The following is a 15,660-nucleotide window of genomic DNA, read 5'->3' as shown; positions in this document are numbered from 1 at the left end:
CGCCCGCTGCCCTCTCTCACCCTCCCCTAACCCCTCCCGCAAGCGGGAGGGGGACTAAGAAGGGAGGGACTAAGGTCACCCCAGCGCCGCGACGAACGCCCGCGCATTGGCGCCGACCTGTTCGGCGGTCATCCCCACCTTGTAGAGCGCCGAGCCCAGACCGAAGCCCGGCGCGCCGGCGGCCTGCCACGGCGCCATCGTGTCCGGCGACACGCCGCCCACCGGCAGGATCCGCGCCTCGGTCAGCACCGCGCGCATCGCCTTGAGCACCGTCGGGCTCGCCGCCTCGGCCGGGAACAGCTTGAGCGCGGTCGCGCCCGCGTCGAGCGCCGCGAAAGCCTCGCTCGGGGTCATGATGCCCGGCAGCGAGACCAACCCAGCCGCGGCGCTCGCACGGATCACGTCGAGGTTCGCGTTGGGCGAGATGATCATCGTGCCGCCGGCGTCCGCCACGGCCTGTACCTGGTCCACCCGCAGCACCGTGCCCGCGCCGATCACCGCACGCCCGGCGAAGCGCTTGGCGAGCCGCGACACGCTCTCCAGCGGCTCGGGCGAGTTCATCGGCACTTCGATCAGCGTGAAGCCGGCCGCGACCAGTTCGTCACCGATCACCTCGACCTCATCGGGCTTCACGCCCCGGAGGATCGCGATCAGCGGGCAACGGGCGAAGGCGGCGTCGAATTCGGCGATGTGGCTCATGCAATCTGCTCCGCAATGGCAAGGATTCCCGCGAGGAACGCGTCATGGCTGCTGGCGATGACCGCCTCGCGGCCCTGCGTACGAATCGCGGCGGCATAGAGGCCGCCCAGCATCGGGTCGGCCAGGATATGGACGGTGTCGTGGCCCGCATGTTCGAGCCGCGCAGCGACGTCGCTGCCGATCAGCAGCCCGCTGGCGAAGGCCGCCGCATCGGCATCGTCACGCACGCCCAGCATCTTTGCGGCGCGGATGCCGAACAGCGAGGCGGCGAGGTCGCGCTTGCGCCCCTCCTCCACCCCCGCATGGAAGGCCGCGCCGACATGGACTTCGCCGCAGAGCTGCGCCGCCAGCAGGCCGTGCTTGCGCAGCGTGGCGAACAGCTCGCCGGTCATCGCGGTGGTGAAGTCGGCGATGCGGCCGTCCGCCATCTCCACCCATTTGCAATGCGTGCCGGGCTGGACGAGCAGCGCATCGGCGGGCGCCAGCCCCGCCCGCACCGCGCCGAGCAGCTGGACTTCCTCGCCACGCATCACGTCCGGCCGCCCGGTGACCAAGGTCGAGACGCCCGGCACGATCGCGCTGCGCTCCTCGACCCAGAGCAGCCCACCCGCCAGCTCGGCGATCCCTGCGGGCGCCGCGACATAGGGCGCCGGTGCCCAGCCGATATTGGCGCCAACCATGCCCGCCATCAGTAGCGGCAGGTCGCCGTGGCGCGCGCGGATGCCGGCAGCCTCGGCGGCGAAGTCGGTGACCGAGGTCACGCCCTTGTCGTCGCGCTCGGTGTGCGTGACGGCGCCGTTCTCGACCAGGAAGACACGACGGTTGGTCGTGCCCCAGTCGACCGCGAGGAAGGAGCCGGAAAAGCTTACCACCATGTCGCGTACAACCCGATCAGGATGAGGACGATCACCGCCGCGGCGATGTTGAAGCCGGTGGTGGTGTTGAAGCGCACGCCTTCCATGCGGATGCGGTTGCTGCCCCCGGCTGCCGGACGGGCGAGCGACACGATCACCGCCAGCGCCAGCGAGGCGAGGAACACGATGCCCATGCGGTTGATGAACGGCACCGCGTTCAGCGCCTCGATCCCACCCCATTTGGCCGGGAACCAGAAGACGAAGCTCAGCACCACCGAGGCGACCGCGCCCACCAGCGCTCCCGCCTCGGTCGCGCGCGGCCAGAACAGGCCGAGCAGGAAGATGACGGTGATGCCCGGCGTCACGAAGCCGGAGAATTCCTGGATGTACTGGAACGCCTGGTCGAGGCTGCCGAGCAGCGGGCGGGCGGTGAACATCGCGATGATGATCGAGACCACCGCCGCGATCCGGCCGACGCGCACGAGGTGCGTTTCATAGCCGGCCTTGTGCGCACCGTCCTCCGCGCGGCTCTGCACGCCCTTCAGCTTGGCGTAGATGTCGAGCGTGAAGATCGTCGCGATCGAATTTATCTTGGAGGCGGTCGACGCGATGATCGCCGCGATCAGCGCCGCGAAGACGAGGCCGAGCAGGCCCGTGGGCAGCAGCGCCATCATCGTCGGATAGGCCTGGTCGGGCTTTGCGAGGTTGGGCGCCAGCACCACCGCGGCGATGCCCGGCAGCACGATCACCACCGGCATCAGCAGCTTGAGGAAGCCGGCGAACACCACGCCGCGCTGCGCCTCGGCGAGGCTCTTCGCCGCCAGCGCGCGCTGGATGATATATTGGTTGAAGCCCCAATAGCTGAGGTTGGCGATCCACATGCCGCCGACCAGCACCGCGATGCCGGGCAGGTCCTTGTAGTGGGGATTGTCGGGCGAGAGGATCATATCGAAATGGTCCGGCACGCGCCGCGTCAGCTCCTGGAACCCGCCGATCACGCCGCTGTCGCCGCCGATCTTGGTCAGCGTGAGATAGGCGACGACCAGCCCGCCCAGCACCAGCAGCGTCACCTGGACGATGTCGGTCAGCGCCACCGCCTTGAGGCCGCCGCGCAGCTGGTAGAGCAAGGCGAACGCACCCAGCCCGATCAGCGCCACGTCCTGGTTGACGCCCGCCACCTGGGTCACCGCAATAGAGCCGAGCCAGATGATCGAGGTGAGGTTGACGAACACGTAGAGGATCAGCCAGAACACGGCCATCACGGTGCGGATGGTCGGCCCGAAGCGCTGCTCCAGGAACTGCGGCATCGTGTAGATTTCGTTGCGCAGGAAGATCGGCAGGAAGAACTTGCCGACGATCAGCAGGGTCAGCGCCGCCATCCATTCATAGGAGGCGATGGCGAGGCCGATGGCATAGCCCGATCCCGACATGCCGACGATCTGTTCGGCCGAGATGTTCGCCGCGATCAGCGAGGCGCCGATCGCCCACCAGGGCAGATTCTTCGAGGCGAGGAAATAGTCGCTCGAATCCTTGGTGGCGCCCGCCTTGTCGCGGCTCACCCATTGCGCGAGGCCGAAGATGCCGATCGCATAGACGATCACCACGACCAGATCGATGTTGGATAGACTCATGCCCACTCCTGCCGGTGCCGGCGCGAACGGCATGGCCCGCGCGTCTTGCCCCTCCCCGCCCCAATGCAGGGTTCGCATCTTCATTTATCTTATTTATCGGGGTTGTCCAGCAACGCGCCTGGAGTACCATGGGCGCAACGATGCCGACGTGCGCAGCGTCGCACGGACAAGAACAGGAAAGCAATAGCGAGGATGTCCACCTCTCCTTCCCTCCCTGCCGATGCGGTCCGTTCGGGGCTGGGCCGCAACCTCACCTATGGCATGCTCGACGCGCTAGGCCGCGCGATCGTCACCGGCCGCTACGAGACCGAAGCCTTTCCCACCGAGGCCGAGCTGGCCAAGCAGCACGGCGTCAGCCGATCGGTGACGCGCGAGGCGGTGAAGATGCTCACCGCCAAGGGTCTGCTGAGCGCGCGCCCGCGCCAGGGCACGGTGGTGCAGCCGGCCTCGTCGTGGAACCTGTTCGACACCGACGTGCTGCGCTGGCTGCTCGAGCGGCAATTCTCGGTCGAGCTGCTCCGCCAGTTCAGCCAGTTGCGCATCGCGATCGAGCCCGAAGCCGCGGCACTGGCCGCGCAGTTCGGCACGCCCGAGGATCTGCAGCGGATCTCGGCCGGGCTCGCCCGGATGGAAGCGGCGGAGCGCGGGCTGGACGATACGCTGGATGCCGATATCGCCTTCCACGTCGCGGTGCTCCGCGCCTCGGGCAATCCCTTCTACGCCCAGTTCCGCGACATGGTGGCGACCGCGCTGCGCACCTCGATCCGCTTCACCAACCGGATCAAGGGCCGCAGCGCGAGCGTGGCCGACCATGCCGCGGTCCGCGATGCGATCGCCGCCAAGGACTATACCGCCGCCCGCATCGCGATGCGCACGCTCATCGGCGACGTGGTCGAGCTGATCGATACGGTCGAAGGGGCGGGCGCGGCGGCCTGACTCCTTGCCCGGTCGGCGTCAGAAGGCCGGATCGAAGTTGAAGAAGATCGGGTTGGAGATCGCCACCATCGGCCCGGCGACCTTGGCGAAATTGTCGACGCCCGGATAGGGCGTCTGCGGCCCCTCCACCTCGACGCGGTAATAGCTGCGGCCCTTGGCATCAGGCGTGTCGGCGAAGCCGACACTGCCGTCCGCGCCGATGTCGAGCGTGGCGAACACGTCCCCATTCTTCACCACGCGCACGTGATAGGCGCCGTCCTCGCGCTTGCCTGCCAGCTTCACGGTGAAGCGCACCGGCCCCGCCGGCGCCCTGGCATTGTCGCCCATCAGCATGTCCGCCTTGCCGTCGCCGTTCAGGTCGGCGGTGAGTTCCACCCGCGGCGCATAGGGATTGGCGCTGATCGAGGCGCGCCCGCGGCCGATCGCGGCGATCACCGCTTCCCGCGTGCGGGCGGGGGCGAACACCCAGGTGGTCGGTGTGCCGATATTGTTGGCGTTCGCCTCGACCGCCTGCGGCGCGGTGCTGCCCGGCACCGTGCCATGATGCGAATCGCTGCCGCCCCGCGCCGCGATCTTGCGGCCGGAGCTGAGCATGTCGTCCCACACCATCAGGTTGGTCTTGTTCGGCGCCCAACGGACGGTGTTCCACACCTCGATCGAATCGACCAGGTCGTAGGAATAGCCGAAATGATCCTTGTTGGTCGGGTGATTGGCCGAAAGATGGACGCCCAGGCCATCCTTCACCTTCTGCACCTGCACGTCGCGGGCATCCCGAATGTCGAACAGCTTCTTGTGGTCATAGGGCCTGGCCGACAGGATCACCGCATGGCCGCGCACCGTGGTCCACTCCGCGCCGTAGAGCAGCAGCAGCTTGCCCGAGCGGAATTCGGGATCGCTCCAGCTGTTGTGCGCCACGTCGCCATCCACATGGTTGTCGTGGTCGCTGATCAGCAGGAAGTCGAAGCCCGCGCGCTCCGCATCCCCGATGATCCGCGCCTCGGGGTGGTTGGTCGAATCCTTGCTGTGGCGCGAATGGACGTGGAGGTCGCCCTTCATCCACACACCCTCGGTCGGGCTGGCGACGACGAACTTGTCGTTGGTCTGGGCAGACGCGGCGGCAGGCACGAGCAGCGCGGCGAGCGCGAGGGCGGCAACACGGAACATGGATTCTCCGGCAGGCTGGTGTCGGGCGGACGCCCGGCGCCTCAACTACCGCCGAGAACGTTGATCGTGAAGGCCACCACGCCCAGGTTGAACACGAAGGCGGCGAGGCAGTGCAGCGTCACCACGCGGCGCAGCTGCCGCGTCTCGATCGAAACGTCGCTGGTCTGGAAGGTCATGCCCAGACAGAAGGCGAAATAGATGAAGTCCCAGTAATTGGGCTCGGGCGTTTTGGGAAACTCCAGCCCGCCCCGGTCCCGCCCACCCGGTGCCTCGCTGTAGAACAGGTGGGCGTAGTGCAGCGCATAGACGGCGTTGCTGAAGGTCCAACTGAGACCCAGCGTTCCGAGGATCAACGCAAGCTGCGCGGGCTGGGGCGCCTTGCGCTCCATCAGCTCGCTGGCGATCGCGATCAGGATGATGACGGTGACGGCACCGGTGATGCCGAGCAGCACCAGCCGGTTCGCATCGTTGTTGCAGGCGGAGCGCCGCATCGCATCGGACTGGTGCTTGAGCATCGGAATACACAGCGCAAGGAACAGCGCCGCGCCGATATCGAAGGCGATCATCGCCCCCATCCGGATGCCGAAATGCGGCACCAGGAAGACGCCCGCCGCGAGCGTCGTCGCGGCAAAGGCGAGGAAGCGCGGCGGCGCGAGGACGTTGCCGACCCCTCGGGGTCGCGCCCCGCCCCGCCGCACTTTCTGGCTCAGGCTGCCTTGGCCTTCTTCGCGGCTTCGATCGCCTCGAGGACGATCTGGCGCGCTTCGGCGGCATCGCCCCAATTGCCGATCCGCACCCACTTCTCGGACTCGAGGTCCTTATAATGGGTGAAGAAATGCTCAATCTGCTGGAGCACGATCGTCGGCAGGTCGGTGCGCTCGCCCACGTCCGCATAATAGGGGAAGGTGCTGTCGACCGGCACGCAGACCAGCTTCTCGTCGCCGCCGGCTTCGTCTTCCAGCTTCAGCACCGCGATCGGGCGCGCACGCACCACGCAGCCCGGAACGAAGGGCGAGCGGGCGATGACGAGCGCGTCGAGCGGGTCGCCGTCGGGCGACAGCGTGTGCGGCACGAAGCCATAGTTCGCCGGATAGCGCATCGGCGTGTGCAGGATGCGATCGACGAACAGCGCACCGCTCGCCTTGTCGAATTCATACTTCACCGGTTCGCCGCCAACCGGCACTTCGATGATGACGTTCAGGTTGTTCGGCGGATCATCGCCAATGGGAATCAGATCGATGCGCATGTTTCTCTAAACCTTGGTTGGCAGCCCCGCCCGTCTCAGCGAGCTTGCAGCAGCTTGTCTAGGCCAGCCTCTCCATCAACCGACTTGACCAGATGCGGATAGCGCAGCCCATCATGATAGTCGATGGCAACCTCTCGGTAACTATCGTCCCGTTTTAGCGTCAGGCGAATCGGCGCCTTGGTCCCCTTGGCGGCCTTCACCGCATCGATCAGCGCGTCGACGGCATAGGCGCGGCCGTTCACCGCGACGATCTCGTCGGCGACGGTGATGCCGGCCTTGAACGCCGGACCATCCCACATCACGCCCGCGATGCCCTTCTTGCCGACCGCGAGACCCAGCGAATAGCTGAGGTCGGCAGTGCCCGGGCGGCCCATCTTGTTCGGCACGTCGCTATAGACGAGCTTGTAGCCGTTGCGCTCGAAGCCCTTGAGCGGCGCGTGTTCGGACACGTCGTGCAGCCGCGCGGTGAGCAGCTTGCGCCAATCATAGGGCTGGATGCCCTCCAGCGTCTTGACCACGTCGTCGAAGGTATAGGTCACCTCGCCATAATCGCCGTCGCGGCCGCCGAAGAAGGCACGCGCGAAATCGTCGATCGACTTGGTGCCCTTGCTCTGTTCGCGGAGGACCGAATCGACCTCCATCCACACCAGCAGGCCTTCGTTGTAATAGTCTTCGCTGCGCTGCCAGCTGGTCCAGCCCTTGGGGGCGCGGGCGGTGATGATCGGATCGTTGGTGGTGTCGATCATCGGGCGCCACTGGCGGCCAGCGCGATTGTCGAGGCTCGCCATGATGTTGGCATAGCCTTCCAGCGTCTCTTCCTTGGAGACGAGGCCCGAGCGCGCCTGGAAGACATAGCCCCAGAACTGGGTCTGGCCTTCGTACACCCACAGCGACTGGTCGCGCATCGGCATGCGGAAATCGGGCGTCCACAGCTCGGCGCCGCGGCGATACTTGCCGTCCCAGCTATGGGTATATTCGTGCGGCAGCAGGTTGCGTGCACCGGCCTGCTCGGCCCATTTGGTGAAATAGCCCGGTCCCACGCCGTCTTCCGAGCTGCGGTGATGCTCGAGGCCGATCCCGCCCATCTTGTCGCTGATCGACAGGAGGAAGTGGTAATGGTCGTAATGCTGGGCGCCGAAGGTCTTCACGGCCTGATCGACCAGCCGCTTGTGCGCCTCGATCTGCTCGGGCTTGGCCTCCAGCTCGTCGGCGCTGTCCGCCACCACGTCGAGCGTCACCCGATCGCTGAGCGGGAACTTGCGATAATAGCGGCCCGCGATCACCGGCGAGTCCATCAGGATCTCGTAGCTTGTGGTCTCATAGGCATAGGTCGAGCCCGTCACCTTGGCGGGCACCGCGCCGGCGGCGGTCCAGCCCTCGGGGTACTTCACCGTCGCCTGGATCGGGATGCGGCGGGTGAAATAGCCCGCCGGATAGAGGCTGAGCGAGTTGAACTGCACGCTCATCATCTCGGGCGTCATCACGATGCGGCCCTGGTTGCCGTCGGTCGCGGAGACGAACTGGAACTCGGCCTCGACCGTCTTGGCGCCAGAGGGCACGTCGACATGGAAGGCGAACACGTCGACCGTGTCGCGCGTCCAGGGAATGCGCTTGCCGTTCGCCTTGATCTGTAGGCCGGCCAGCTTCTCGATCTCGCCGCGGGGGCCATGCTTGCCCGGCAGCCATTCGGGGAAGAGCAGGGTCAGCCGGCCGGCCTTGGCGACGGGGATCGTCTCGCGCACCCGGAAGATGCCGCGCACCGTATCGGTCGCGTCCACTTCGATCTTGAGCGTGCCGGGATACGCCACGTCGCGCGCCGCCGGGATGGTGTCGACGATCGGCACCGGCTGCGGCATCGAATTCTGCGCGAGCGCAGGCGCGGTGGTGGCCAGCAACAGGCTGGCGAACGAAATGGCACGAACCATGATGTGACGGCCCCTTTTGAACGATCTTCGCGAACGCGAAACGGCGCGGATCGGGCAATATTGTTGCTCGCGAATTTCCGCGAGGCAAGGGGGTTCAGTCGCGCCGATCCTCGTAGATCGCCACGACGCGCTCGCCGCCCGCCGAGGCCCTGCCGCGATACATGCCGGGCGTGGTGAAGCTCCAGTCCAGTTCGCCGGAGGGCGCAATGAGGATCACGCCGCCGACACCGCCCATCGCCTTCACATCGGCCATCACCACATCGGCGGCCTGTTTGGCGGTCTCGCCCGTGAACCGCATCCGCGCGCAGATCTCGTGCGCCACGCCCTCGCGGATGAAGAACTCGCCCGATCCGGTGGCGGAGACCGCGCAGGCGCGGTCATCGGCATAGGTACCCGCGCCGATCAGCGGCGAATCGCCCACCCGCCCCCAGCGCTTGCCGGTGAGCCCGCCGGTGGAGGTGGCGGCGGCGACGTGACCCTGCGAATCCATCGCCACCGCGCCGACCGTGCCGTATTTCATGTCGACGTCGAAGCCGCCGCGCGCGGTGTCGCCCTTCATTGAGTCGAGCTGCTGGCGGCGTTCCGCGGTGCCGAACCAGCTGTTCTCGACCTGCTCGAGCGCCTGCTCGCGGGCGAACTGGTCCGCACCCTCGCCGGCGAGCAGGACGTGGCGGCTCTTCTCCATCACCGAGCGGGCGAGCGCGACCGGGTGCCGCGTGGTCGTCGATCCCGCGACGGCGCCCGCCGCACGGGTGGTGCCGTCCATGATCGCGGCGTCGAGCGTGTGCCCGCCCTCCCAGGTGAACACCGAACCCCGCCCCGCATTGAAGTGCGGATCATCCTCCAGCACCTGCACCGCCGCCTGCACGGCGTCGACCGCCGAGCCGCCGGCTTCGAGCACCGCCGCACCGGCATCGAGCGCGGCGTTAAGGCCCGCCTCGGCACCGGCTTCCTGCTCGGGCGAGAGCGTACCGCGCCGCATGCTGCCGGCACCGCCATGGATCATCAGCGTCCAGCGGGGCTCGGGGGTGGCGGTGGACATGGCTGCGGGCTCCTGAGGCTATGATTTGCGCCGTCCCCTAGCAGATCAGGCGGAGGGTCCAAGCCGCGGCCCCAAGTGCATCCTCCCCCGCCAGGGGGAGGTGGCAGGCCGCAGGCCTGACAGAGGGGGAGGAAGCACGACGGCCGAGAGGTTCTGGCATCCTCCCCCTCCGTCGCGCTTCGCGCGCCACCTCCCCCTGGCGGGGGAGGATACGCTAGAACCAAGGCTACAAACCCCCTCGCTTCCGCCCTAGCCCTGCCTCCCCGATGCGCCTATATGCGCCCCATGTCCGTACGACCCTGGCGCGATATCGTCCGGCGGCAAAGCCGTCAGATCATGGTGGGCAACGTCCCCGTTGGCGGCGATGCGCCGGTGACGGTGCAGACGATGACCAACACCGCGACGTCCGACGTGAAGGCGACGATCGACCAGATCCGCCGCTGCGAGGAAGCCGGCGCGGACATCATCCGCGTCTCCTGCCCCGACGTCGAGAGCACCACCGCGCTCAAGCAGATCGTCCGCGCCGCACGCGTGCCGATCGTCGCGGACATCCATTTCCACTACAAGCGCGCGCTGGAAGCCGCCGATGCCGGCGCCGCCTGCCTGCGCATCAATCCCGGCAATATCGGCTCGGCCGACCGGGTGAACGAGGTGGTCAACGCCGCCAAGGCCAACGGTGCCGCGATCCGCATCGGCGTCAACGCCGGCAGCCTCGAGAAGGACCTGCTGGAGAAGTACGGCGAACCCTGCCCGGAGGCGCTGGTCGAATCCGCGCTCGACCACATCAAGCTGCTCCAGGACCGCGATTTCCACGAATTCAAGGTGGCGGTGAAGGCGAGCGACGTGTTCCTTGCCGTCGCCGCCTATCAGCAGCTGGCCGACGCGGTCGATTGCCCGCTGCACCTCGGCATCACCGAGGCGGGCGGCTTCGTCGGCGGCACGGTCAAGTCGGCGATCGGCATCGGCTCGCTGCTCTGGTTCGGCATCGGCGACACCATCCGCGTCAGCCTTTCGGCCGAGCCCGAGGAGGAAGTGCGCGTCGGCTTCGAGATCCTCAAGTCGCTCGGCATCCGCAACCGCGGCGTCCGCGTCGTCTCCTGCCCCAGCTGCGCGCGCCAGGGCTTCGACGTGATCCGCACCGTCCAGGCGCTGGAGGAACGGCTCCAGCATATCCGCACGCCGCTGTCGCTTTCGGTGCTGGGCTGCGTCGTCAACGGCCCCGGCGAGGCGCGCGAGACCGATATCGGCCTCACCGGCGGCGGCAACGGCAAGCACATGGTCTATCTGTCCGGGCTCACCGACCACACGGTCGAGGATGCCGACATGCTGAATCACATCGTCCAGCTGGTCGAGGCCAAAGCTGCCGAAATCGAAGCGGCAAACGCGGAGCCGGCGCAAGCGGCGGAGTGATCCGCCGCCCGCAGGCACGCGCTTACAGCCGGTAGTATAGAGCAGGCTGCCCGCCTCCCCGTTCTTCGCGCCCTCGGAGAACACCGACGCGGTTGCGGTGGTGGCGAGCCCGCGCGGATCGAACATCCACCGGTTACTGGTCACCGCGTTCAGGCCCTTGCGCCCCGCTCCAGTAGTGGAAGCCGATCTCGCCCGAGACGCAGCGATAGACCCCGCAGAAATTCTGCCGCAGGTCGAAGGAGCTGGGGTGCCGTTGAGCGCGCCGACGACGCTCGGCTGCCCCCGCACCCACACCGAACGCACCACGCGGCTGATCAGGTCGGCACCGCTGTACAACAGCCGCTAGCTCAGCCGCTGCGGGCCGGTGGAGCCGGGTCGGCAAAGTCGGCGCGGGCACACCGGTGATCGTCAGCAGCAGGAACGCGAGCACCGTCCTGAGAGGGCGGGGGCACAACGTGCGGTTGCTCCACAGTGGCGCCCCCCCCGCACCAGAATACTCATGGTTTATAGATTATTGCCGGGGCGAACGGTGCACTCGGCAATGCTACCTAGCGTCGACGGTTACCTGCGCAGCCATTGCCAGAGCGGATTGTCCGGATTCGCCAGCAGCTTTGCGGTCAGCGCGAAGGACATGATGACGAGTAGCGGGCGCACGCCCCGCCCGCCGAAGCGGAGCGCCGCCCAGGCGCCGAGCTGGTTTCCGGCGATATTGGCCACGGCCATGCCCAAGCCCAGCAGCCACAGCACCTTGCCGCCGATGATCATCGCCAGCAGACCGGCGATGTTGGTCGCGAGATTGAGGAACTTGGTGTTGGCGATCGCCCGCACCAGCCCAAGCCCGCCCAGCGCGACGAGCGCAGTGGTCAGGAACGATCCGGTGCCGGGGCCGAAAAAGCCATCGTAGAAGCCGATGCCCGTGCACACCAGCGTCAGCCCGGTGCGCCCCAGCCGGCCATGGCGATCCTCCTCGCTCATCCGGGGCGCGAGCAGGAAGTAGAAGCCCATGGCGATCAGCAGCACCGGCACGAAGGCGGCGAGGAAGCTCGAATCGATATGCTGGACGATCGTCGCCCCCAGCGCCGATCCGGCAAAGGCGCCCATGGCGGGCAGCGCGAACGCCCTGGCGTCGATCCGCCCTGCGCGCAAGAAGGCGAGCACCGCCGAGCCGGTGCCGATCGTGCTCTGCAGCTTGTTCGTCGCGATGGCGGCGACCGGCGGGACGCCCGCGGCGAGCAGCGCCGGCATGGTAAGCAGCCCGCCGCCGCCCGCCATCGCATCGACCCCGCCCGCCAGGAAGGCGATCAGCAGCAGGAAGGAAATCGCCTCGATGGTGACGTGCATGCGACCCGCTATCGTGGCGCCGGTGGATTGGGAACCCCAGCGGCGCCATCGCCGTTCAGATCACCGCGTCGGCACGGGTTCCGCGCCGGTGTAATCGTAGAAGCCGCGCTTGGTCTTGCGGCCGTACCAGCCGGCCTCGACGTACTTCACCAGCAGCGGCGCCGGGCGGAACTTGGGGTCGCCGGTGCCTTCGAACAGCACGCGGGTGATCTCCAGGCAGGTATCCAGCCCGATGAAATCGGCGAGCGTGAACGGTCCCATCGGGTGGTTGAGCCCCAGCTGGCACGCCGCGTCGATGTCCGGGATCGTCGCCACGCCTTCGCCGAGCGCGAAGCAGGCCTCGTTGAGCATCGGCATCAGCACGCGGTTGACGATGAAGCCGGGCGCGTCATTGGCATGGACGATCCGCTTGCCGAGCGACTGGCCGAACGCCTCCACCGCGCCCACCGTCGCGTCGCTGGTGGCGAGGCCGCGGATCAGCTCGATCAGGCCCATCACCGGCACCGGATTGAAGAAGTGCACGCCCATGAAGCGCGCCGGATCGGGTGCCGCCTGGGCCAGCCGGGTGATCGGGATCGACGAGGTGTTGCTGGCAAGGATCGCCTCGCTGCCCAGCGCCTTGCCGACGGTCTCGAAGATCTGGCGCTTGATCGCCTCCCGCTCGGTCGCGGCTTCGATCACCAGGTCGCACGGTGCCATCGCGGCGAGGTCGCCGATCGGGGTGATCCGGCCGAGTGCGGCCTCGGCATCCGCGGCGGTGATCTTTTCCTTCTCGACCGCGCGGGCGAGCTGCTTGCCGATGCCTGCCTTGCCGGCCTCGGCGCGCGCCTGGTCGACGTCGGACAGCAGCACGGCATAGCCCGCCTGCGCCGATACCTGGGCGATGCCCGCCCCCATCTGGCCCGCACCGATCACGCCTACCGTCTTCATGCCCGTCTCCTGAAACTCTGTTGCCGCCCTCCTACCCAGTCGCGCCGGAGAGGGCCAGCGCCGGGATCACTCCTCGCCGTCGGGATCGTCGCGCGGGGGATCGCGGCGGCGGCGATCGGCGTTGCTGCCCGGCACCGGGATCCGCACGTTGCGCGGGATCGCGTCGCGCGCCTCGCCCTCGGGCACCAGCTCGCGGACGCGGTTCAGGTCCAGCTGGACGCCGTCCTGGTCGACCTGCACGCCCGCGCCGTTCAGCACCTCGTCCAGGCCGATCGCGTTGTCGTCGGTCGCATTGTCCTCCTCGACCGGCGCCGGCGGCAGGGTAAGGCCGAGCGCGCGGACCATGAAGTCGCGCCAGATATGCGCCGGCAGCCCGCCGCCATAGGCACCCGAGACCGGGCTGTTGTCGTCATTGCCGATCCACACGCCGACGACGAGGTCGCCCGCCCAGCCGACGAACAGCGCGTCGCGCCCGTCCTGCGTCGTGCCGGTCTTGCCGAACGCCGGCACCGGCAGCGCCGCCGCCCGCGCCGTGCCGTTCTGCACCACTGTGCCGAGCATCGAGCGCAAGTCCTCGAGCAGCCGTTCGTCGAAGCGGCTCGGTCCGCCGAGGCGGCGCGCCAGCCAGTCGTCGGCCGATTCTTCTTCGTCGAGCCCGCGCGGGCGCACCGGATAGCTGCCGTTCGCCACCGCCGCATAGGCCGCGGTCAGCTCGAGCAGCGAACCGGTCGAGGTGCCGAGCGCAATCGAGGCGTCGTTGCCGAGCGGGGTGGAGATGCCGAGGTCGCGCGCCGCCTGCGTGACGCGGCCGACGCCGAGCTTCTGGATCAGCCGGGCAGCTACGACATTGCTCGACTTGGCCATCGCCTGGCGCAGTGTGATGCGGCCGGCATAGCGGCCGTCGCTGTTCGAGGGTTTCCAGTCGCCGATCTGCACCGGCGTATCGTCGACCATCGTGTCCGGCGTCATCCCCGAGCGGAGCGCCGCCAGATAGACGAACAGCTTGAACGCCGAGCCCGGTTGGCGCCGCGCCTGGGTGGCGCGGTTGAACGGGCTGGCGGCATAGTTGCGCCCGCCGACCATCGCGACGATCCGCCCGTCGGGCCGCATCGCCACGAGTGCCACCTGCGCCTTGCCTAGGCCCGAGGCCTTGATCACCCGCTCGGCCGCCGCCTGGAGCCGCGTATCGAGCGTGGTGGTCACCGTCTGCTCGGTGGCGACGCCGCCGGCGCGGTCGCGTGCTTCGGGGAGCACCCAGTCGGCGAAATAGGTGCCGTTGGGCAGCGTCTCGTCGCTGTCCTGCACGTGCAGGACAGCCGGGCGCACGCGCCGCGCCTCGGCCTCGGTAATGAAGCCGGCTTCCTGCATCGCGCCGATCACCAGCCGCTGGCGCTCGCGGGCGCCGTCGAGATTGCCGGTGGGGGCGAGCCGGCTCGGGGCCTTGACCAGGCCCGCGAGCAGGGTCGCCTGGCTCAGCGTCAGATGCTCGGGCGTGGTCGAGAAATAATGCTGGGCGGCGGCGCGCAGGCCGTAGACATTGTCACCGAAATAGACGTTCGAGAGGTAGCGCGAGAGGATCTCGTCCTTGCTCAGCCACGCCTCGAGCCAGAAGGCGATCAGCACTTCCTGCGCCTTGCGCCCGAAGGTGCGGCGCGAGTTGAGGAACGCGTTCTTGGCGAGCTGCTGGGTGATCGTGCTGCCGCCCTGCGATCCCCCGCCCGAGCTGACATTGTGGAACGCCGCGCGGGCGATACCGCGTGGGTCGACGCCCCAATGGCTGTAGAAGCGCCGGTCCTCGATCGCGATGAAGGCCTGCGCGACATGATCGGGCAGCTTGGACACGTCGACCGGCTTGCCGATCACCGCCCCGCGGCGCGCAATCGGGGTGCCGTCGGCAGCGAGCAGGGTGATCGAGGGGGGCGCCGGCGGGCGCAGCGATTTGGAGAGCGGCGCGGTGATCGCCAGCCAGGCGACCGCGGCGATGAACAGCAGGATGCACACGGCAAGCCCGCGGACGATCCAGCGGCCCCAGCGGATGCGGCGCTTTGCCGGCGTGACGGGCGGCAGATCGTCTCCGCCGTCGAAGCCGCCACCTGCGCCGTAACCCCCGCGATAGGGCTCGTGCGGCGCGGCGCTTTCGCCCGCGCCCATGCCGGGCCGCCAGATCGGCTCGCGCCTGTCGCGCCGGCCCTGCGGACGCCAGCCCTGGGGTTGTGCCACATCGTCGTCGGCGCCATCGCGCCGCAACGGGAATCGACTATCGGGAATGCCGGGCTCGCGCGCCATGCCAACGCCTTAGCCGACTATCTGTGTTATCGCAATAACACACGGAGTATTTGGCAGGGCGCGGGCATTTTCCGTTCACGCGAAGGCGCGAAGGCGCGAAGGCGCGAGGAAGAAGGAAGTGCGTTTCGCGCAGAGGCGCAGAGAACGCAGAGGCGGGCCGCATGCGAAGCAGGCTGTATCTCCTCAACCCGTCTCT

Annotated in this window: 13 protein-coding genes; 2 read left to right on the top strand and 11 right to left on the bottom strand. The window is 68.1% G+C overall.

What is annotated here, in order from left to right; all coding sequences use genetic code 11:
* Positions 1–75: 75 nt before the first annotated feature.
* From BM009_RS13720 to BM009_RS13710, 3 genes are read right to left on the bottom strand one after another with little or no spacing between them, the layout of a single operon-like run.
* Positions 76–699, bottom strand: a complete 624-nt coding sequence (locus BM009_RS13720; RefSeq protein WP_093297024.1) for a 2-dehydro-3-deoxy-6-phosphogalactonate aldolase — start codon at positions 697–699, stop codon at positions 76–78.
* Positions 696–1,574 carry a 2-dehydro-3-deoxygalactonokinase gene (locus BM009_RS13715; protein ID WP_093297023.1) on the bottom strand — a complete coding sequence of 293 codons (879 nt, stop codon included), beginning with the start codon at positions 1,572–1,574 and terminating at the stop codon, positions 696–698. Before BM009_RS13715 ends, BM009_RS13720 begins: the two co-directional genes overlap by 4 nt.
* Positions 1,565–3,184: a sodium/sugar symporter gene (locus BM009_RS13710; protein ID WP_093297021.1), complete on the bottom strand. Its 1,620-nt coding sequence runs from the start codon at positions 3,182–3,184 to the stop codon at positions 1,565–1,567. The genes BM009_RS13715 and BM009_RS13710 overlap by 10 nt, the downstream gene beginning before the upstream one ends.
* Before the next feature lie 192 nt (positions 3,185–3,376).
* Between BM009_RS13710 and BM009_RS13705 the strand changes: the two genes are divergently transcribed.
* Complete coding sequence (locus BM009_RS13705; RefSeq protein ID WP_093297020.1) at positions 3,377–4,120, top strand: FadR/GntR family transcriptional regulator; 744 nt, start codon at positions 3,377–3,379, stop codon at positions 4,118–4,120.
* 18 nt (positions 4,121–4,138) lie between these two features.
* Here the strand turns inward: BM009_RS13705 and BM009_RS13700 are convergent, their stop codons facing one another.
* The 5 genes from BM009_RS13700 to BM009_RS13680 form a co-directional block, all read right to left on the bottom strand.
* Positions 4,139–5,284 carry a CehA/McbA family metallohydrolase gene (locus BM009_RS13700; protein ID WP_093297018.1) on the bottom strand — a complete coding sequence of 382 codons (1,146 nt, stop codon included), beginning with the start codon at positions 5,282–5,284 and terminating at the stop codon, positions 4,139–4,141.
* Between the two features lie 41 nt (positions 5,285–5,325).
* Complete coding sequence (locus tag BM009_RS13695) at positions 5,326–5,982, bottom strand: DUF1345 domain-containing protein (protein ID WP_254772288.1); 657 nt, start codon at positions 5,980–5,982, stop codon at positions 5,326–5,328.
* 8 nt (positions 5,983–5,990) lie between these two features.
* Positions 5,991–6,530: an inorganic diphosphatase gene (gene ppa / locus BM009_RS13690; RefSeq protein WP_093297017.1), complete on the bottom strand. Its 540-nt coding sequence runs from the start codon at positions 6,528–6,530 to the stop codon at positions 5,991–5,993.
* A gap of 35 nt (positions 6,531–6,565) precedes the next feature.
* Entirely contained in the window at positions 6,566–8,455 is a 1,890-nt protein-coding gene (locus BM009_RS13685; protein ID WP_093297015.1) for a M61 family metallopeptidase, read from the bottom strand.
* A gap of 94 nt (positions 8,456–8,549) precedes the next feature.
* Positions 8,550–9,497: an isoaspartyl peptidase/L-asparaginase family protein gene (locus BM009_RS13680; protein WP_093297014.1), complete on the bottom strand. Its 948-nt coding sequence runs from the start codon at positions 9,495–9,497 to the stop codon at positions 8,550–8,552.
* Between the two features lie 285 nt (positions 9,498–9,782).
* Between BM009_RS13680 and ispG the strand changes: the two genes are divergently transcribed.
* The gene (gene ispG, locus BM009_RS13675; RefSeq protein ID WP_093297344.1) at positions 9,783–10,907 is read left to right on the top strand and encodes a flavodoxin-dependent (E)-4-hydroxy-3-methylbut-2-enyl-diphosphate synthase; all 1,125 of its coding nucleotides are present in this window, start codon (positions 9,783–9,785) and stop codon (positions 10,905–10,907) included.
* A gap of 561 nt (positions 10,908–11,468) precedes the next feature.
* Here the strand turns inward: ispG and BM009_RS13670 are convergent.
* From BM009_RS13670 to BM009_RS13660, 3 genes are all read right to left on the bottom strand, one after another.
* Positions 11,469–12,248: a TSUP family transporter gene (locus BM009_RS13670; protein WP_093297012.1), complete on the bottom strand. Its 780-nt coding sequence runs from the start codon at positions 12,246–12,248 to the stop codon at positions 11,469–11,471.
* 60 nt (positions 12,249–12,308) lie between these two features.
* Positions 12,309–13,178: a 3-hydroxyacyl-CoA dehydrogenase NAD-binding domain-containing protein gene (locus BM009_RS13665; RefSeq protein WP_093297011.1), complete on the bottom strand. Its 870-nt coding sequence runs from the start codon at positions 13,176–13,178 to the stop codon at positions 12,309–12,311.
* Between the two features lie 66 nt (positions 13,179–13,244).
* Positions 13,245–15,464 (bottom strand): transglycosylase domain-containing protein, encoded by a 2,220-nt coding sequence (locus BM009_RS13660; RefSeq protein ID WP_254772287.1) that lies wholly within the window; start codon positions 15,462–15,464, stop codon positions 13,245–13,247.
* Between the last annotated feature and the right edge of the window lie 196 nt (positions 15,465–15,660).

The organism is Sphingomonas sp. NFR04, from assembly GCF_900114095.1.
Classification (GTDB): domain Bacteria; phylum Pseudomonadota; class Alphaproteobacteria; order Sphingomonadales; family Sphingomonadaceae; genus Sphingomonas.
Note: the sequence above shows the minus strand (reverse complement) of the source record. Positions and strands in the feature narration are given on the sequence as shown.